Genomic DNA, 19,613 nt, shown 5'->3' on the forward strand with positions numbered 1-19,613 from the left:
GCCCGTTACGGGTGGTCATCCGCCCCGCCCGTACAGACACTCCCGCACGTCACACCCTCTCCGTCCGGAGGGGGAGATTCGGAGCAGTTCGACCGTGTACCTCACCCGTTTCTCCGTGTGCGGCTTCCGCTCGTTAGCGCAGGTGGAGAACATTCCCGTCAGCAGCCCGACGATCCTGGCCGGCCGCAATGACGGGGGCAAGAGTGCTGTACTGACAGCACTGGCCTTCCTCCTGGGAGACCACCGGCTGACGGACGAAGACCGTACATACCTCCAGACCGAGGGTGCCGCGGGCGGCCGCTGCCCCCAGACCTGGGTTGAGGGCGTCTTCACCCTCGATGCAGGCGAGCAGACGGCCACCGACCTGCCGCAGACCTCCCGGATCCGCCGCATCGCCGAAGAGGGCCAGACAGCCCGGTGGGAGTACTACGGCTCCCGGCCCGCGGACAGCCGTCTGCACGACGTCGGGAGAAAGCTGAAGACTGAGCTGGCCGAACTGGTGGCCGAGTTCTCCCTGATCCCGGCTGGGCCCCTTAAGGACGACCTGGTGCAGGCCCTCAACGGCTACGCGGCCACGGCACCCCAGGTCGAGCAGTGGCAGCCCCTCGCCAAGGAGCTCCAGGAGAGACTGCCCCGCCTGCTGTCATTCGGAGGCAGGGACGAGAGCCCGGACGCCGCCGTCCGCACCGCGCTGAACAACTGCTACGAGACATACCTGGAAGACGAGAACCTCCAGGGACGCGTGCGGGAGATCGAAGCGGAAGTCACCCAGCGCCTGGAGAAGGAAGCCGACTCCCTGTGCCAGCACATCCGCCAGCACTGCGGTGAATTCGTCGGTGTACAGGTCAAGCCGGAAGTTTCCTTCAAAGGCGGCTTCAAGCGCGCCCCGCTGGAGGTGTCCAAGGCCGACGGGGAACCCGTCGACCTCACACGCTCCGGCCAGGGCAGCAACCGCCGGATCGCGCTCGCCGTGTGGGAGTGGACCAGCAACCTGCTGGAGAACGGCGAACTGACCGCGGGGGAGAGGAGCGAGCAGGAGCCGACCCAGACCATCGTTGTTTACGACGAGCCCGACACCCACCTCGACTACCGCCACCAGCGCACCGTCATGGACATCATCCGCAAGCAGTGCGCTCTGCCCCACGTCAGCGTCGTGGTAGCGACGCACTCAATGAATCTCATCGACGGCGTCGACATCGCCGACGTGGTCCACCTCCGCCTCAACGAGAGCGGCCGCACCATCGTCGAGCGTCTGGAGGACGAGTCCCACGACGGCGTCGACTTCCACCTCGGCCAGATCGCCGCCGCGGTGGGACTGCGCAACTCCGTCCTCCTGCACGAGCGGTGCTTCCTCGCCGTGGAAGGCCCCACCGAACAGCAGTGCCTGCCACTGCTGTTCCGCCTCTCCCAGGGACTCTCCCTCCAGGCAGCCGGTATCGCCCTGTGGGCCTGCGGCAACAACGAAGGAGCCCTGCACCTGGCCGGCTACCTCGTCAAGAACCGCCGTACCGTCATGCTGATGGTCGACGCGGACAGCCGCACCAACAAGCACTTCAAGACCGAACGGCTCATCCGGACCGGGCTCGACCTGGCCACCCAGGTCTCCTACGTCGGTGAGGCCGACGGATTCAACGAACTCGAGGAACTGTTCACCGACGCCCAGTGGGCCACCGCCGCCAACGCGCACTGGCCCCAGCCCACGGGCTCGCAGTGGACCACCGAGCACTTCGCCGCACACCGCGGCGGGAAGTTCAGCGGCCGCGTCCTGACCATGATCAAAGAGCAGGCGGCGCAGACAAGCCCCGACGGCAAGGACGACATGCTCTACGCGCTGGTGACCACCCTCGCCAGGGCCGAGGACGTCCCGCCACAGCTGAGGAGCGCTTTCAGGAGCATCCAGGACCTGGCTTCTTGACCGGTTTGCCGGCACGGCGCTGCAGCATGCGTTCCTTGCGCTGCTGCAGCGTCGGAGCCGTCCACGCGTGCCAGCCCGCCTCCGCCACATGCTGCCGGCCGTGACCTCGGGCCTCGATCCCGCACCAGCGGCAACCGTTCGGCGCCACGGCAGACTCAGTATTGGTAGAACGCGATAACGACATCACATCCTCCTTCCCCCTACCGACCATCTTGCCCCCTGCCACTGACAATCACCCGCTGGCGCCGTCTCGTCCGGAAGGCCCGGCGACAACGGGAGAGAAACCATTCATCGCCTGTCGCCGCACTCCCACCCGAGGCACCGTTTATCAGGAAAACCTCCCGCAGCTGCCCCCGCAATGGTTACGGTCTGTGCCCATGCGGTTCTTGCACACCTCGGACTGGCACCTGGGCCGCCGGTTCCACACAAAAGACCTGATCCCCGCCCAGGAAGCCTTCCTCGACCACCTGGTCCACACAGCCCGGACTGAGAACGTCGACGCCATCCTCGTGGCCGGCGACCTCTACGACCGGGCCATCCCCAGTCTGGACGCCGTGCGCCTGTTCAGCCGCGCCCTGCACCAGCTCGCCGACCTCGACGTACCGATCATCATGATCAGCGGAAACCACGACTCGGCCCACAGACTCGGTGTCGGATCCGGCCTCTTCGCCCGCGCCGGGATCCATCTGCGCACCGATCCCGCCACCTGCGACGTCCCGGTCCTCCTCGACGACGCCGACGGCCCGGTCGCCGTGTACGGCATCCCCTACCTCGAGCCGTCGATGGTCCGCACCCAGCTGGAGGCAGAGGCCACCTCCCACCACGCGGTGCTGACCGCAGCCCTGGACAGGATCCACAGTGACCTCACCAACCGCCAGCCGGCCGGAACCCGCTCGGTAGTCATCGCCCACGCCTTCGTCACCCCCGGCAGCAGCCAGAGCGAAAACCAGCAGGTGACGGAGTCCGACAGCGAACGCGACCTCAGCGTCGGCGGTGTCGCCCACGTCGGCGCGGACATTTTCGACGGCATCGACTACGTCGCCCTCGGCCACCTCCACGGCCCCCAGAAGGTCACCGACCGAGTCCACTACAGCGGCTCCCCGCTGCCCTACTCCTTCTCCGAAGCCACCCACACCAAATCCTTCACCCTGGTCGACCTCACCTCTGCCAAGACGGCTCCCGGCGTGAGGCGCCTCGACTGCCCGACCCCACACCGCCTGGAACGCGTCGAAGGCCTCCTCGAGGACCTCCTCACTCACCCCGCCCACGAACACTTGAAGGACGCCTGGCTTGAGGTCACGCTCACCGACACAGCCCTGCCCTTCGAGGCCATGGCCCGGCTGCGCCGCCGCTTCCCCGACACGCTAAGCCTCAAGCACGAGCGAGCCTTCATCCCCGCCCAGGCCACCGGCACCCCCACCTACACCGAGCGCCTCCGCGGCCGCAGCGAACTCGACATCGCCAGCGACTTCATCACCGACATGCGCGGTACCGCCCCCACCCCTGACGAACACGCCCTGCTCCAGCAGGCCGTCGACGCCGCCCGCGTGAACGAACTGCAGAAGGAAACCGTCTGATGCGCCTGCACCGCCTCACCCTGCAGGCATTCGGTCCCTTCGCCGGCACCCACACCGTCGACTTCGACGCTCTGACCGCCGACGGCCTCTTCCTCCTGCACGGCGACACCGGCGCCGGCAAGAGCACCCTCTTCACCGCCATCTGTTTCGCCCTGTACGGCGAACCCCCGGTCGACCGCGATCTGATGCTGCGCAGCCACCACGCCCCGGCCGACCTGCTCACCCAGGTCACCCTGGACGTCACCATCGCTGGCCAGAGGTTGCTCATCGACCGCGTCCCCCAGCAGACGCGCCCCAAGAAGAACAGCACGGGTGACACAGTCCAGAAGGCCGAGACCCGGCTCAGCCGGTTCACGACCGATGCCCTGGGACAGGGCCACTGGGAGGCCTCCAGCAAGTCCCACCAAGAGGCTGGCAAGGAGATCAAGGACCTGCTCGGCATGAGCCGAACGCAGTTCTGCCAGGTGGTTCTCCTACCCCAGAACGAGTTCACCAAGTTTCTCTACGCCGATGCCGGCAAGCGCCGCGAACTCCTCGGCAAGCTCTTCCACAGCGACCGGTACGCCTTCATCGAACGCTGGCTGAACGACCACAGCCGCACCACCCAGAAGAACCGCGACGCCGCCCGCGACGAGGTGCTGCATCTGGCGGCCCGCATCCACCAGGCCGCCGGCCCGGACCTGAAGTCCCAGTACGACGCCCCCACTCCCGACGCCGCGCACGCCCTGACCGGCCCCGCACTGGCCTGGGCCCAGGACCTCATCCAGGCCAGCCAGACCGACGCTGCCACCGCTCAGGCCGAGGCTGAGAAGGCAAAGAAGAACCAGCTCACCCACCAGAACCACGAAGCCGACACCCGCGAACTGCACAGGCAGCAGACCACCTACGCCACCGCACGCACCCAGCTCAACCGGCTGGACGAGCAGACCCCCCACCAAGAAGCCCTCGGCCAGCGCCGGGAACAAGCTCGACGCGCCCAGCAGCTGGCACCGCTGCTCCACACCGTCAGCACCGCCCGCACCGACCACACCCGAGCCCAGGACAGCGAAACCGCCACCCGCACCCGGCTGCTGCCCGAACACGCCACGCTCCAGGCCGCCGACCTCGCCGCGGCCGGACAGCGCACACGCGACGACATCGCCGTGCTGAACACCCTGCTTCCCGAGGAAGCCATCCTCCGCCAGCTCACCGCCGACCTCAAGCGCATTGACACCGAGCGGCAGGACTTCACCGTCCAGCAGCGCGACGCCCGCGACTGGCTCGAGCAGGAGACCATCCGGCGCACCACCCTCCAGGCCCGCCGCGAGGCCGCCCGCGAAGCCGAGGAAGAAGGCCGCCGCCACCAGACCCAGCTGGAGAACCTCAACGGCCGCGTCGCGGCCGCCGAACGCCGCGACGCCCACCTCGCACAGATCACCACCACCGAGCAGCGCCTGACCGCCGCTCACAAGGAAACCGAACAGGCAGCCCAGGCCCACATCGACATCCGCCGCCGACGCACCGAGGGCATGGCCGCCGAACTCGCCGCCGGCCTCACCGACGGCGCACCATGCCCGGTCTGCGGCTCGTGCTCCCACCCGGCACCCGCCCAGGCTCCCGACGGGCATCCCACCCGCGACGACGAACAAGCCGCCGAGAAAACCCACCAGCGCGCCCAGCAACAGTGCGACAAGATCGCGGCCGAACTACAACAGCTTCGCGAGAACGCCGCCGGTGCCACCGGCGAAGCCGGCGACACCCCGCTGGCCGCCCTCAAGACCGAACACAAGACACTCGCCGCGCAGTTGGCCGACTTCCTCAAACGTGCAGCCGACCGCGGAACCGTCGAGGAGGAACTCCTCGCGCTGGACCGCGAACACACCACCATGACCGAGCAGGACAGTGTCGCCACCGCCGGCCTGTCCGCCCGTAACGCCAGCTACGACACCCTGTCCCAGCGGCAAGCAGAGCTCACCGAGAAACTCGATGCCGCCCGCGGCACCGCCCTGACCCTGGCGGCTCGCATCGACGATCTCACCCGCACCGCCGACCACCTCGAGCAGGCAGCCGAGGCATCCCGCACTGCCACTGTCGCCACCCAGGTTCTGCACACCCGTACCGGCGAAGTCTCCGTCGCCGCCACATCCCAGGGCTTCGACACCCTTGCTGTCGCCGAACGAGCCGTGCTCAGCGACAAGGACCTCCACGAACTCGAGGAAGAGATCAACCAATGGCGCGAGGCCCGCGCCTCCCACCAGACCGTCCTTAACGACCCCGTCCTGCAGGAAGCAGCAGCCCAGCCGGCCGCCGACGTCGAAGCTGCGACAGCCCTGCGTACGGCCGCAGACGACCAGCACGCGCAAGCAGTCACCACCGCCAGCACCACCCGAGCCCGCACCACCGACCTCACCGACCTCATCACCATCCTGGCCGGGGTCGTCGAACGCCTGGAAGCACTCGAGCAGGCCCACAGCACCGCCCGCCACCTCGCCGACCTGGCCACCGGCAACGCCTCCGGCACCCGAGTCCGCATGCAACTGGAGGCCTACGTCCTGGCCGCCCGCCTCGAACAAGTCGTCACCGCTGCCAACACCCGCCTGAGCCTGATGTCCGAAGGCCGCTACACCCTGCGCCACTCCGACCAGCAAGCCGCCCACGGCGCACGCTCCGGCCTCGGCCTGGAAATCACCGACTCCTGGACCGGCCGCCCCCGCAAGACCGACACCCTCTCCGGCGGCGAATCCTTCTTCGCCTCTCTCGCCCTCGCCCTAGGCCTGGCCGACGTCGTCACCCACGAAGCAGGCGGCAACCCCCTGGACACCCTCTTCATCGACGAAGGCTTCGGCACCCTCGACGACGACACCCTCCACAACGTCCTCGACGTCCTGGACTCCCTACGCGCCCACGACCGAACCGTCGGCGTTATCAGCCACATCCCCGAACTACGCCGCCGCATCACCCAGCGACTGCACGTCCGAAAAGGCCCCACCGGCTCCACCCTCGCCCACCTGACCGAAGCAGCCGAATAACCTGCACTCCAGGAGAGCGGAGCCCCCGCCCTCCTGGAGCACCCAGCCGACCCCACGGAGTCCGACACCTCCATGGCCCCCGACATCGAGCTACGGCCCCACCAAAAGGAGGCCGTCGCCGCCACGACCGCCACGCTCCGCGATCACGCCCGCGCGAGCGTGATCGCCGCCTGCGGCACGGGCAAGACCCTGATCGCCGCCCGCACGACCGCCCGCATCGCCCCGCGCGGCCGCGTGCTGGTGCTCCTGCCGACGCTGGACCTGCTGTCCCAGACGATCCGCTCCTGGCGCACTGCGGGACGCAAAGGCACCACCATCGCAGTCTGCTCCGCCCGGCAGGCCCTCGACCACGAGCCAGTCGGCGCCGACGTCCCCATGACCACCGACCCCGGCGAACTGGCCGCCCACATCCGCACGACGGGACCGGTCACCGTCTACGCCACCTACGCCTCCCTGACCGCAGTGGTCACCGCGCACCGTGACCACCAACTGCCCTCCTGGGACCTGATCGTCATCGACGAGGCGCACCGCACGGCCGGCCGTCTCGGCAAGGCGTGGGCCGCGGTCCACCACGACGACCAGGTCCCTGCCGCCCGCCGCCTCTACCTGACCGCCACCCCCCGCATCTGGGACCCCGACGACGCCTCGGACGGCGACGGGGCGGAGGCAGTGGCCTCCATGGACGACGAAGACCTCTTCGGTCCCGTCGCCTACCACCTCAACCTCTCCGACGCCATCGACCTCGGTCTGCTCGCCGACTACCAGATCCTCGTCCCCGTCGTCACCGACACGGACCTGCGCGACTGGCTCGCCACCGGAGCTGGAGCCGGCGTCGACGGACTGCGCCTGGCCGGCCGCCAGGTCGCCGCCCTGCGCGCCATCCACGACCACCGCCTACGCCGCATCCTCACCTTCCACCACCGCGTCGCCGACGCCCGCGCCTTCGCCACCACCCTGACCGACACCGCCGCCACCCTCCCCGCCGACCTGCGGCCCCAGGGGTTGTGGGCGGACTGGATCAGCGGCAGCCACGCCCCCCAGATCCGCCGCCGCCTCCTCCTCGAATTCACCTCCCACACCAGCCCCGACACTCCAGCCGTCCTGTCGAACGCCCGCGTCCTGGGGGAGGGCATCGACGTCCCCGACATCGACGCCGTCGTCTTCGCCGACCCCAAGAACAGCCCCGTCGACACCGTCCAGGCCGTCGGCCGCGCCCTGCGCCAAAAACCCGGCGCAGGCAAGAAGGCCACCCTCGTCGTCCCCGTCTACCTCACCCCCGACGAAGACCCCGACGACCTCCTTGGCGCCGACGCCTACACCCCCCTGTGGCGCACCATCCAAGCCCTGCGCGCCCACGACGACCGCCTCGACGCCCGCCTGTCAGACCCCCGCACCCACCGCCCCACCATGCCCGGCGAAGACCCCGAAGCCTGGCTCCGCTTCGACCGCCCCACCCAAACAGAAGAAGTCGCCCTCGCCCTCTCCCTACGCGTCCTTGCCCCCAAGAGCGCCGAATGGCGGCGAGGCCTGACCTCAGCCCGCAGCTACCGCCACACCCACCACCACCTCGATGTCCCCCAGACCTACCGAGACCCCACCGGCTACCCCCTGGGCCGCTGGCTCACCTGGCAACGCCACCTCCACGCCAAGAACACCCTCGACCCTGTACGCGTCCACGCCCTCGAACGCCTCGGCATCATCTGGGACCCCCGCCAGCAGGCCTTCGACCGCGCCCTGGCCCACGCCACCGCCTACGCCACCCGCCACGGCCACCTCGCCGCCCCCGTCGAGGAAATCCACGACGGCTTCCCCCTCGGCCGCTGGCTCGCCACCCAGCGCACTCGCGCGGGGGCGCTCACCGACCAGCGTGCCGCCGCCCTCATCGCTCTGGACCGCTGGTGGAACCCGCCCTGGCCGATCACCTGGCAGCGGACCTACCACGCCGCCCGCCAGAGCCTGGAACACAACGGGACGGCCACCGAGGAAGAGAAGTGGCTCGAGACCCAGCACACCCGATCCGACCGTCTTCACCCCGACCAGAAGAGCCTGCTGAAGGAGCTCGGACTCGCCGACCTGCCCGCCACGTCTGCCCCATCGGCCGGGGAGAGCCACCTGCCGGCACGAGAACGTGCCTTCCAGCGCGGACTGGCTGCCGCACAGGCATTCCGCGCGAGAGAAGGCCACCTCAACGTTCCCCAGCGCCACATCGAGAAGATCGAAGGCGACCCCGTGCGCCTGGGCCAGTGGCTGAGCAACCTGCGCCGCCGCCGCTCCGGCCTCAGCCAGCACAAGCAGGCAGCACTGGCCGAACTCGGCCTGTAAACAGGGCGAGCCCACCACCAAGGACAACGACCGGCGCCTACATGGGACGAGAAGTTCAAGCCAATGGCCAGAACCGCGGCCTGGTGAAGCTGCTCAGCATGCCCACACTGCACAGGAGGGAGGAACCGGTCCAGCTCGGCGCAAGAGGGGGCGTACATGGCGGCCAAACGCAACAGCAGAACTGCCCGCAGACTCCGCACCGCCCGGTACAAGGCGGCAGCAGGCGCGCTTGCTGCACTGATCCTGCTGGCCCTGCTGCGCCCCATGATCTGGCTGTATATCGGCTCAGCCCTTGCCGCCGCGGGAGTCGGCTGGATGGCCTGGCGGCTCTGGCGCACCGACAGGCTGCTGCGCAGCAAGGACGCCACGTGGAGACGACAGGACCAGATCGCAGCGGGACAGCGGACGCTGGCTGTGATCGACACACTGTCCGGAACTCAGTTCGAGGAAGTGGTCGCAGAGTTGTGCCGCCGTGACGGCTGCACACAGGTACGCACAGTCGGCGGTACCGGAGACAATGGAGCCGATGTACTCGGTCGACTGCCAGACGGCCGGAGCATGGTGATCCAGTGCAAGCGATACGCACCCCACCGAACGATCGCCAGCCGCGAAGTACGCGATCTGCTCGGAGCGAAGGTGCATTTCGCTGCCGATGTGGCCATCTTCGTCGCCACCACACGCTTCAGCCGCCAGGCCGAAGCGTTCGCCGTCGGCCACCAGATCCTCACCCTGCACCGTGACTTCTTCGGCCTGTGGAACAACGGGACACCCCTGTTGTCGCTGGCCGAAGTCAACGGACGCGGACAAGGAGGAGCCAGCCACCGGTCACGCTGGAAACAGACCTACTCCAAGTGACCTCATACCGGGCCCGTGAGCGGCGAGACGGAAAGTCTGAGCGAGGAACTGGGTGGGCCGCCCGAGGCCCGCGGCCCACCCAGCCTCAAAGTCGCGACCTGCCCGCACTATGTCCTCGCGGAACTCTTCCGGACAAGGCTTGGGCACAGCGACATCCTTCCCACCCGCCCTGCAGAGCAAGCCAGTTCAGATATCACCCGATCATGCAGAAGACCCGTTGTCAGAGGCAGCGTGTAGCGTCCGGCCGTGACTTACGGACTGACGCGTCTGCTGCGTACCGAAGACGACTGGTCGGACTTGCTGTGTTTCCTCGCCGAGCTTGATCCCGAGCCGCTCAGGTCGGCCTTGCGCCTAGCTCAGGGCACGATCACCGTACGGCGCGAGGTTCGGGTGAAGGAACGCAAAGGTGCGCCTACCGGCCGGGTCGACTTCGTCATCCTGCTGGACGGCGTCGAGCGCGCGTTGATGGAGATGAAGCTCGGCGCCGGTGCGCACGGCGAACAGTTCGCGGTGTACGACGCCTGGGCGGAGACGAAGGGCATACCGGCAGCTGACCGCTACCTGGTGGGCCCGAATGCCGATCCGATCCCGGACGGCCCGAATACCTGGTCCCGTCGGCTCACTTTCGACACTCTCCTCAACGGCTGGAACAGTTCCTCGGACGACCTCGCCCGACTGCTGGCTGCCCGGGCGCATCAGCAGCTCGTGGCGCTGGAGGCCGAGGCTACCGGCCCGGCGGACCAGGCCTCGACTGCGCTCAGCGACGCACTGCGGCTGCGGCGACTGGCGCGCCGCACGCAGGCTGCCGCCCCAGAAGGCACAGTGTTCAACTTGCGGCAGCACTCTCAGATGGGAACTCCGAACATCTGCGCTTGGCGGGAGACGGAAGACGGCTATGTCGTCACCGAGATCCAGCGCCTGCAGCCCAGACGCGGAACGGACAGCCCCTTCGAGATCCGCATCATGGTGCAGACGCCGGAGGCCACTTCCGCCGCCAACGGATCCCTCGCGGACCGGCATCAGAAATGGCTCGCCCGCAACAGCTTCGTCCAGCACGCAGGCCACAGCGTGCATGCACTGGTGGTGAATCCAGAGGACGACGGATTCAAGAAGAAGCCAGGAGCGAAGGGCCATCCGCAGTACTACGGATACGAGGGTGGCGGGCACGGGAGCTCTGTAGTACTCCAGGACGCGGTCGACCTGAACGACATGGTCACGGCGTTCTCCGCCCTCCTGGAATACCTCGCCACCTACCCAAAACAGTAGGCCAAGCCAGAGCGCGCCCCTGACAGCGGCCCGCCCGCCGCCGATCAAGACCACCTCAGCCCCCAGAAGAAGGATGGCGATGCCCCCTTCGATTTCTGCCAACGTCGCGGCCGCTGACATGCGTCGGCTGGGCAACGCCGAGCCCCTGGAGCCCTACCCGGGCCGGGCCCGCGACCCCTGGATGTGCCGTCACATCCCGTGCAACCAGATCATCTACCCGAACCGCAACAACGTGATGAACGGGCAGGGAGCCTGCATCTGGTGCGCGCCCAATGCCCCGAAGAACCCGGAAGCGGCTGCGGCGGCGATGCTGGAACACGGCCTCATCGTGCTGGTGGACTTCCTCGGGACCGGTAAGCCGTGGCTGTCGCAGTGCGTCGAGGCCGGGCACATCGTGGCTCCCCGGTACGACAACGTCACCGGCCGCGCCGGCGGCTGCCGGTTCTGCAAGCGGTACGGTCCAGGAGACCCGCACGAGGCGGTTGCCGACATGCGCGCCGTCGGCTTCCGCCCCCTGGAGCCGTTCAAGAACATTTCCTCGCCCTGGCTCTCGCTCTGTGAGCGGTGCCAGAAGATCTCAACCCCCAGACTGAACAACGTCCGGAACAGAGGCGAGTGCTGCCAGCACTGCGCGCGCTATGGGCTGGACCCGGGCGCCCCGGCCCGCCTATACATCCTCTCCCACGCCGAGTACGCCGCCGTGAAGATCGGAATCACTGGACTGCGGACCCGCGAGGACCGCGTCGCTCGGTTCCAGAGCCACGGCTGGGTGCCGTTCGCTCAGATCCAGTTCGCCACGGGCGCGGAGGCCTACCGCGTGGAGCAGAAGGTGATCAAGCTGATCAGAGCGGAGGGGCACCCGGTGTTCCTCCGCGACGCACAGATGCCGGTCGGCGGCTACAAGGAGACCTTTGACGCGGCGCAGATCTCCGTTGGGCGGCTGCTCGCGCTTGCGGAAGCCGAGAGGTAGAGGCGTGCGGCGGTCATCAAGCCGCGGTTTGTAAGGGCCTGGCTGACGTGAGCCAGTCCCGCACCGCCGCGAGGCGCTCCGGCCGCAGCCCGCGCGACGCCCACGCCCTACGCGCTACCCGCCGAATCCTTCTTGATCGATGAAGCCGGGATGCTTGTCATCGGCGCTCTTGGCCAGATGCAGCGGCGCAGGAAGGTTGGTGCGCCCGTCCCACATCGCCGCCTGCTCCGAGGCCCGCGCGGCGAGACCGGCCAGCTGCTCCTCGCGCCAGCCGCCACGGTGGGCGACCACGTACTCGGTGCGGGTCATGGCGTGGAAGGGAGCGCCCATCTGGGCCAGTTGCCCGCTGGGCAGGGTGCGACGCGTGTACTGGGTACCGGTGCGCTGACCGCCGGCGTGCTGGCGGGACTGCCCGGAAAACAGCCAGGACACCACATCCCCGTGATCGTGACGGTAGAGGATCTTCTCCGGCATGACCGGCTGCAGCGGGTTGGCCGGCAGCCTGCTCACGCCGCCGGTGCGCCGTGACGGCTGGGGTGTGCCCTGCCCGTTGCCGACCCGCACGATCGCCACATCCCACCCCTGGGCGAGCAGGCTCTGCCCGGGAAGCGCACCGTCCCCGAGCCGGTCGTTGCACAGCCCGGGCCAGATCCGCTCACGCTCCTCGGTGAAGAGGATGATCGGATACCGGTTGCTGAGAGCGGCCAGCGCCCGGTCCACGTAGATGCGCACGTTCTCCGGGCCGCCGTGGTCCTCCCGCAGATGATGCCCTCTCTTGCCGATGGGACCGGCATGATGCAGGGCCCGGGCCTGGGCCAGGGGAAGCCAGCCCCGGTCGCCGTACATGAGCGTGGGCCAGTAAGCGTCCTCGCCGAGCGGGATCCGCATGGCGACCAGCGTGATGGCCAGCACGGCCGGTTTGTGGGGACGGCCGGGACGTTGGTCGAAGCGGTGGTAGCGCGTCCACAGACCCACCGCCACAGCCTCCCGGTCCAGAGCCGTGTCCTTCGCATTGCGGTGGAAGGCGGTGGCGGCCAGACGGTTGTCGATGATGCCGGAGTCGGAGTGCAGGCTGCCGAGCGCGATCTGCACCGCATGATCGTCCTTGTAGGCGACGTCCGGCTCCGGCAGACCCGCCTTGAGGGCCCTGGACCGCGCGACCTTCTCGGGCGTGTTCAGCCGGAAGGGGTCGCCGGGATCGGAGTCCATGGTGATGAACTGCGAGGGGATCCCGCGCTCGGCGAAGAGCCCTTTCAGCGCGTGCTTGGCATCCGTCACTCCCGCTTCCTTCTCCTGTTCACTGGGGTAGCGCGTCTCGCACAGGGCCGCGACCAGGGACCGCCCGGCACCGGGCTTGAACCAGGGCAGCGTGTTCAGGATCAGGCTGCGGTCGTGGCTGCCGTGGCGGACCAGTTCGGGTAGCCGCACCGCCACCAGCTCATACCCGGGCGACAGGACCACCGGCTGCTCATCGGGCAGCCCGGCCAGTTCGGGCCGCGCGTAGTCGCGGGCCAACTGCCCCATCACCCGCGTGTGCCACTGCGCCGACTCGTACAGCACGACGATGCGCACCGTATCGAGGCAGGCACTGACCATGGCGTCGGCCATCTTGTCGGCCGGCACGTAGGGCGGCAGGCTCCCGCCCGGCTTGCTGATCTTGACGGAGGTCCCGGAGTAGACGAGCGGCTCCTTGCCCAGAACCTGCCCGGCGTGCTCCTCGAGCCGAGCGTGGAACATCGCGCCGGCGCCCTTGTCGATCGGGTGCTTGCCCGTGCGGTGCACCCCGCGCACCTCTGCCAGTTCGTCCAGCCCCGTCAGGGGCGGCTGGGGCAGGCGGCCGACACCGCAAGCCTCGACGATCTGTGCCGCCGCCCCGCGGTAGAGGACGGCCGAAGGCTGCATGAATCCGTCCGGACCCTTCTCCCACCGTGTGGAGATCGGCGCCTTGAGGATGATGTCCGGGTTGACGGGATGGCGCAGCAGGACGTTGCGGATGCCCTTGTAATGGGTGGCGACGCGCGAGATACGCGCCGAAAGATGCGCGATGAGAGTCTTTCCGCCGAGGGCGGGTTCGACCTCGATGTGGATGCGCTCCATGGCGTAGCCGGCGATGCGCCGGCGTTTGCCGCTCTCCTCGTCGATCCACGTTCGCTCGTGGACCAGCGGGGCCTGCCACGCCAGCAGGTCGCCCTCACTGTCGAGGTGGAACCGCAGCGCGGGCAGCGACTCGTCGAGCGGCAGCGGCTGGGCGGCCAGCATGCTCGCCAGCCGCCACCCGGCCACCCGAAACGCCCAGCGGGGACCGGTGATCCGCCCCATGGCGTCGCGGTGCAGCAGCGAACCGAGCGGCTGGGGCCCGTCGTCGGACAATTGCAGCAGGGCGGCGAGGGTGTCACGGCCGTCATGCCCCTCCAGCCGCGTCTCCCACTCCCGCATCAAAGTGCGCACCACAGCCCCGTCCAGCGCCCCGGGCGTGACGATCACACTCCGCCCGGCCCACTGTCCCGTCCTGGCGGGCCGGTCGGGGTTGGTGAACACCAGCCGCTCCCCGGTCACGGCACGCGCCGCCGTCTGCAGGGACACGATCGGTTGCACGGCGTCCTTGCCCCGCGGCTTCGGCAGCCGCCGCCAGGCCGGCGCGAACGCCTCATCCTGCGGATAGACGTACACGCCGCCCAGCAGCCGGTCGTCCAGCTCGAAGGACAGGGTGAACAGGCGGCCGCGGTCGTCACTCACCATTCGCCCATCTCCTCTTCCTCATATCCGGTGGGGGAGTGCTCGGTGAGCCCCAGCAGGGCATCGGTCATGGTGGTGCGGTAGACGGCGTCGATCAGCGGCATGTGGTCCTCGGCCTGCCATTTCCCGCGCAACTGCTCCAGGAGGCCGGGCAGCGTGGAGTCGGCGGCGGTCTGGGTGAAGGCGGCATCCAGCAGCCGCAGCCGCCCCGGGTCCCCGCCGCGCCGGGTGCGCCCGCCCAGCTGGATCAGCCGGGTCAAGATCTCCGCGACCACGGCGAGCTTGACGTCCTCGCCCAGCGACTTAAAGTAGCCCTGTCCGCTGCGGATGTCATCGAAGATCTGCCCCGCCACGATCCGTAGCCGCTCCAGCTCCGCAGCGGGCTCCGGACCGGGCCGCCGCCGTCGATAGGCCAGAGAGTTGACCAGAGACAGCAGCACCGGAGGGTCTTCCATCACCGGAATGGGCCGGTTGACCAGACAGGCCACATGCAGCAGAGAGCGCCCGTCACGGTCGACGATGTTCAGACCACGCTCGACCCGCGCCATAGGGGCGATCAGATACCGGCACCGGCCCTGCCCCACAGCGTGGGGGAACTGCTCAAGCCGGTTGCTCGGGATCGGCACCCAGCCAGGTGGCATCCGCTCCAGCGACGCCATCTCCTGCGGCCGCACCGCCACACAGATTTCTGACGCTGCCACCCCCACCTCGATCATGCCGCGGGCGAGCGCGGGACCGGCGTCGTAGGCGGTCGGCGCGAGCAGCGCATACGCCCGGTGCGCGGTGGCAGGGTCGGCGGCCACCGCGTCGAGCTGCGATGGAAGGTCCTGGCCGACGCTGCGCCCCATGGCCGTATAGGCCCGCTCCCGGTTCACTCCGTCTGTGCCGGACACCACGATGCCCGCCCCGTTGTCCTGGCCGGCCTGCAGCTCGACGGTGAGGCTTCCGTTGACGTCGTCCGGCACGTACCAGGCCGGCTCCGGCAGGAGGTGATGACGCGGCGCATACGGCATGAACGCCGTGGCGGACATCCCGATCACCGCCCGCCGGGCGCCGGTATGGGCGAGCGCGGTCACCTCGCCCAGGTAGGCCAGGTGAGCGTGCGGGTCCCCGACATAGGACTTCAGTCGCAGCGCCGTCTGGTGCCGGTCGCCAGGATCGAACGTCTCGGAGAATGCGAACAGCGCACGCCCCAAAGGACCGTAGGGGGCAGCCCGCCACGGCACGTGCGAGGCCAGCGCGTCCACCAGGCCGTTGCCGGCGGAGATCCCCGCCCCCTGCAACGGTGCAGCGACACCGACGATGCGGTGCAGGATGCTGCGCATCTCCTCCAGATACGCGCGCCGGGCCGCCAGCAGCGCCAGCGAGGACAGCCGCTTCTCGTCCGTCTCACCAGTGATCGCCGAAAACGCTTCCCCGATGCGCTTCAAGGTGGCGTGGGTGAGCCGGTCCGACCCGCCGACCAGATCCGTGACCGAGGACAAAAGCTCCCGCAGCTCGGCCAGTCCCTCGACCTCATCGGCGAACTCCAGCGGCCCCTCCCGCTTGTAGAGCTGGTTAACCGCCTCCATCTGCTGCTCCGTGGGCCGCTCCCCAGCCTCCAGCCCGAAGATCCGGGAGGCGAACATCCCGTCCCAGCGACGCGGCACCACCATGCTGCGCCGCTCCCGGTCGGGATGGATGACCCCGCCGACGAGGTGGGACACGTAGGACTCGGCCAGCCACACCAGGTGGTTGATCAGCGGCCGCAGGTACTGTTCAAGGCTCATAGGCAGCCGGTGGCAGTGCCGCCGGAACTGGCTGTCGAGCTCGCGCACCGGAGTGCGCTCCGCACCGTCCTGGGCCAGCAGCACCTGACGGGCCGCCTGGTCGAAAGCCTGCGCCTGCAGCGCATCGGCCTCGTCGATGATGACCAGATGACTGCGGTGCAGCAGCAACTGCTCGGTGGTCATCCGCCGTCCCGGGGCAGCCCGGCCCGCCACCGGCGCATGGATGTGTCCCGTGAGGAAGTTGGCATGGTTGGTGACGAGGATGTCCGCCGACGCCGCGGCACGGTGGTGGCGGAACTTCCCGCAGCCTCCCCGCCAAGGGCAGGCCAGAGCCTTATCCGCTCTCGGCCCGTTGGGCTTGAGCTGGTCACACGGCTCCTGGCCCGGCGTCCACGCGTCCACCGCTTCGGAGGAGGTGGTGGCATGCCCGGTCAGGGGGCAGCTGTAGGACATCTCCCGGTACACCCAGGTCCTGAAGTCCGCATCGTCGTGCGGGTTGCCAGCCGTCTGCTCGGCCAGATCCATCATGGAGGCGGGGGAGACGACCGGCGTGACCTGCGCGGAGACCTCCAAGTCGGCCAGATCCTGCCGCAGCCGGTACACCGTGGCCAGGACCTGCGCGCTCTGTGGAACGACCAGCGAGATCACCCGGCCCTGCTGGGCGCACCACACTGCGACGAGTTCACTCAGGACGTTCTTGCCCATGCCGGTGGGGGCGTGGAAGACCTGCAGCGGCCCGGCCTGGACGCGCAGGAGCTCGCCCACGTCCGTGCCGTTGCGGCCGCGGGCGTGGCGCCTGATGTCCGCGACCGCCTTGCGCCGGTAGTTCTGCCCGCGCAGTTCATCGAGCCGGCCCGCGATCTCCTCCAGGTCGGCGAAGGGGATCACCACCTCGTCCGCGACCGGGGCGTCACCCAGTTCCTGCACGACGCTGGGAGCCGGCGACCCTTGGTAATCGAGGTCGTAGAAGACGTCCACCACCCGGCCGGACGGGCTGAGCGGATCCTTGATCCGCAGGTCACTGACGTAGGAGCCGGGCGGCGCAGGCTTGGGCAGCACCTGCCCCTTGGCCGCGTTGTCCTCAAGCTCGTCCAGCAACGCATCAATGAGGACTTCGTCGTCGCCGACGGGAAGGATCAGCACCTGCTCCTTCCCGTCGGCCGGGGCGAACTCAACCGCCTCACCACTGTCCAGGACCGCTGTCGTCTCCGTGACAAACACCGAATGGTGGGCAAGGACCGCCGGCCGCTGCCGCAGCATCCGCGTGATCCGCACCTGATCGGCCAGCGCCAGAGCAGGCCAGCCGTCCCACAGATGCATCTGCCCCGTAGCCAGGAAGTGCGCATCAGCAAGATCCACCACACGCCGCCACGCCGCCTGATCCTCCAGCGCCCGGTTGGGGAACACCCGAGCGGCCAGCATGATCGCCGCCCGCAGCGTCAGCGGCACGCTGACGGAGTACTTCGCGTTCTTCGGCGACGTCATGCGCCCGCCCCCTTCAACCGCCGGGTCACGGCAGCCTTGAAACGGCTGACCGTGAACACGCTGTAGCGCTGCCCGTCAGCAGTCCGCAGAGCATCGAGCCCGGACTGCAGCTGATTGACCTGGCTACGCCGGTAGTTGGGCACGACCACCGTCTCCCCAGCAGGCGGCCGGTCGATGATCGTCTGCGCGTCCTGGTGGTCCTTGACGTCCACCCGCCAGCGGTGCCCGTCCGCCAGGTAGACGCCGACATCCCACTCGTCCAGGTTCTCCCAGCGTTCGACGCGCACCCCCTGCTGCTTCTCCAGCCACTGCATCAGGCTCACCTCACTCAGTCCGGGACAGGTGATGTACCGCCACACCCCCCAGTCCAGGCAGAACACGCCCTCCGCCGGCTCCGCAGCTGTCGCCAACCGGCCCCGCTCACCAGTCACCGCAGGCGGCCCACCCCGCCTGCCACCGTCCAGGACAAGGCCGAGCCGGCTCTGATGCGGCGGATACTCACACCGCAACTGCCCACCCCGCAGCACCATCGGATACCGGCACTGCGGGCACGGCCACAACCATGACGACGCCCCCGCCGCCCACACCCGGTCTGAGGGAACAGGCCGATACACGTCCATCCGGGCCGCGCTACGGCGTGAGTACTCCTCGACCAACGCGCGCTCCGTGCCGTAGGGCACCTCGGTCAGCATGGTCCGAGCGGCCACATAGCCGGCCTGTCCATTGGAGCGGATGTGGCGGAAGGCGGCCCGCTCCGTCTGCTCAGCCGTCTGCCGAACCCATGCAGGAAGCCACGTCCCGCCCAGATCGAAGTATCCGTCGTCCCCGTACAGGGCCTCCAGATAGTTCATCCCCGCTTTGAAGGCCTCCTCGGTCAGCTCATCGTTGTCCGTCAGGACAACCAAATCGCCCATGCCAGAAGGCAGTTCGTCCCACGCCAACGGCACCCACTCCCGTAAGCGCACCGGCAGTAAATCGATCATCTCGGCAGGAGTCGAAGGGCCTGCCCCCACAGGCAGACTCGACAAGAGCACCCCGTGCATACGAGACAGCTCCCGCCACGCGCGAGGCTCCTCAACCCGGTTGATCCACGCCGCACCGACTCGCAGAACAGCGGTAATGATCCTCCGAGCGGCAACGTGTTGACTGACAGGCACAGCTCACCACCCCTCCACGCCCCACCAGTGGTATTCGGGGCTCATTCCAGACGGGCCAACAGCTTCCGGAACATACAGGCCGGGACTGACAACGCACTCCAAAACTGGCGAAGACATCCCCCGCGGCAGCGGGGCGCTACAAGAAACCGGACACGCCGGCAGGCGTGACTCGGAGCCCCGCCCTGTCGGCCCGTCAGGGCCAAAGCCCACCAGCCCGGGTAGGCCAGAGGGGGAGAGGAACCGGATAACTGTCTAAAAAACCCTTACGACATCACGGCGCCGTAGGCGCCAAGCCCGCACTGTCCCCGAACCTGCCCGGCAGGGCAGGGACCGAACTCACCCGGCACCCCACCGTCATGCCGCCAGGCATGACACCTGAACATGCGACAGCGGGGCCGCCAGGCCCCGCTCCTCTTTCCCTGTTGGCCCGTCAGGGCCAACCCAGCCAACACACAGTCATGCCGCCAGGCATGACGGCGCGTCACCTTACGGGCCGTCAGGCCCGTAGTTGGCCGTCAGGCCAACTGAAGAGCCATCAGGCTCTCCGCCCCCC

10 protein-coding genes are annotated in these 19,613 nt (G+C 68.7%); 7 read left to right on the forward strand and 3 right to left on the reverse strand.

The features are described 5' to 3' along the window. Positions 1 to 94 precede the first annotated feature (94 nt). The 7 genes from ACN6LD_RS18030 (at position 95) to ACN6LD_RS18060 (ending at position 11,913) form a co-directional block, all read left to right on the forward strand. On the forward strand, positions 95 to 1,915 hold the full coding sequence (locus ACN6LD_RS18030) for an ATP-dependent nuclease (RefSeq protein ID WP_445043725.1): 1,821 nt from the start codon (positions 95 to 97) through the stop codon (positions 1,913 to 1,915). Between the two features lie 377 nt (positions 1,916 to 2,292). Continuing rightward, the gene (locus ACN6LD_RS18035) at positions 2,293 to 3,492 is read left to right on the forward strand and encodes an exonuclease SbcCD subunit D (protein WP_445043726.1); all 1,200 of its coding nucleotides are present in this window, start codon (positions 2,293 to 2,295) and stop codon (positions 3,490 to 3,492) included. Next, on the forward strand, positions 3,492 to 6,500 hold the full coding sequence (locus ACN6LD_RS18040) for an AAA family ATPase (RefSeq protein WP_445043727.1): 3,009 nt from the start codon (positions 3,492 to 3,494) through the stop codon (positions 6,498 to 6,500). The genes ACN6LD_RS18035 and ACN6LD_RS18040 overlap by 1 nt, the downstream gene beginning before the upstream one ends. A gap of 72 nt (positions 6,501 to 6,572) precedes the next feature. Next, positions 6,573 to 8,822 (forward strand): Helicase associated domain protein, encoded by a 2,250-nt coding sequence (locus ACN6LD_RS18045; RefSeq protein ID WP_445043728.1) that lies wholly within the window; start codon positions 6,573 to 6,575, stop codon positions 8,820 to 8,822. 156 nt (positions 8,823 to 8,978) lie between these two features. After that, positions 8,979 to 9,677 (forward strand): restriction endonuclease, encoded by a 699-nt coding sequence (locus ACN6LD_RS18050; protein ID WP_445043729.1) that lies wholly within the window; start codon positions 8,979 to 8,981, stop codon positions 9,675 to 9,677. A 246-nt stretch (positions 9,678 to 9,923) separates the two neighbouring features. After that, a complete protein-coding gene (locus ACN6LD_RS18055) occupies positions 9,924 to 10,943 on the forward strand; it encodes a hypothetical protein (RefSeq protein ID WP_445043730.1) in 1,020 nt (339 codons plus the stop codon). A 79-nt stretch (positions 10,944 to 11,022) separates the two neighbouring features. Beyond that, positions 11,023 to 11,913 carry a hypothetical protein gene (locus tag ACN6LD_RS18060; protein ID WP_445043731.1) on the forward strand — a complete coding sequence of 297 codons (891 nt, stop codon included), beginning with the start codon at positions 11,023 to 11,025 and terminating at the stop codon, positions 11,911 to 11,913. A 114-nt stretch (positions 11,914 to 12,027) separates the two neighbouring features. Here the strand turns inward: ACN6LD_RS18060 and ACN6LD_RS18065 are convergent, their stop codons facing one another. Genes ACN6LD_RS18065 through ACN6LD_RS18075 form a run of 3 tightly spaced genes read right to left on the reverse strand, consistent with a single transcriptional unit; the run spans position 12,028 to position 19,060 of the window. Then, positions 12,028 to 14,652, reverse strand: coding sequence for an RNaseH domain-containing protein (locus ACN6LD_RS18065; protein WP_445043732.1), 2,625 nt, complete (start codon positions 14,650 to 14,652; stop codon positions 12,028 to 12,030). Continuing rightward, positions 14,646 to 17,903, reverse strand: a complete 3,258-nt coding sequence (locus ACN6LD_RS18070) for a hypothetical protein (RefSeq protein ID WP_445043733.1) — start codon at positions 17,901 to 17,903, stop codon at positions 14,646 to 14,648. The genes ACN6LD_RS18065 and ACN6LD_RS18070 overlap by 7 nt, the downstream gene beginning before the upstream one ends. After that, the gene (locus ACN6LD_RS18075) at positions 17,900 to 19,060 is read right to left on the reverse strand and encodes a restriction endonuclease-related protein (RefSeq protein ID WP_445043734.1); all 1,161 of its coding nucleotides are present in this window, start codon (positions 19,058 to 19,060) and stop codon (positions 17,900 to 17,902) included. The genes ACN6LD_RS18070 and ACN6LD_RS18075 overlap by 4 nt, the downstream gene beginning before the upstream one ends. Between the last annotated feature and the right edge of the window lie 553 nt (positions 19,061 to 19,613).

It is taken from the genome of Streptomyces sp. SAS_272, from assembly GCF_052543235.1.

Bases quoted from the DNA above. Each gene is read 5' to 3' on its own strand.
- ACN6LD_RS18060 (WP_445043731.1), top strand. From the start codon at position 11,023: ATGCCCCCTTCGATTTCTGCCAACGTCGCGGCCGCTGACATGCGTCGG.
- ACN6LD_RS18045 (WP_445043728.1), top strand. From the start codon at position 6,573: ATGGCCCCCGACATCGAGCTACGGCCCCACCAAAAGGAGGCCGTCGCC.
- ACN6LD_RS18070 (WP_445043733.1), bottom strand. From the start codon at position 17,903: ATGACGTCGCCGAAGAACGCGAAGTACTCCGTCAGCGTGCCGCTGACG.
- ACN6LD_RS18050 (WP_445043729.1), top strand. From the start codon at position 8,979: ATGGCGGCCAAACGCAACAGCAGAACTGCCCGCAGACTCCGCACCGCC.
- ACN6LD_RS18035 (WP_445043726.1), top strand. From the start codon at position 2,293: ATGCGGTTCTTGCACACCTCGGACTGGCACCTGGGCCGCCGGTTCCAC.
- ACN6LD_RS18065 (WP_445043732.1), bottom strand. From the start codon at position 14,652: ATGGTGAGTGACGACCGCGGCCGCCTGTTCACCCTGTCCTTCGAGCTG.
- ACN6LD_RS18040 (WP_445043727.1), top strand. From the start codon at position 3,492: ATGCGCCTGCACCGCCTCACCCTGCAGGCATTCGGTCCCTTCGCCGGC.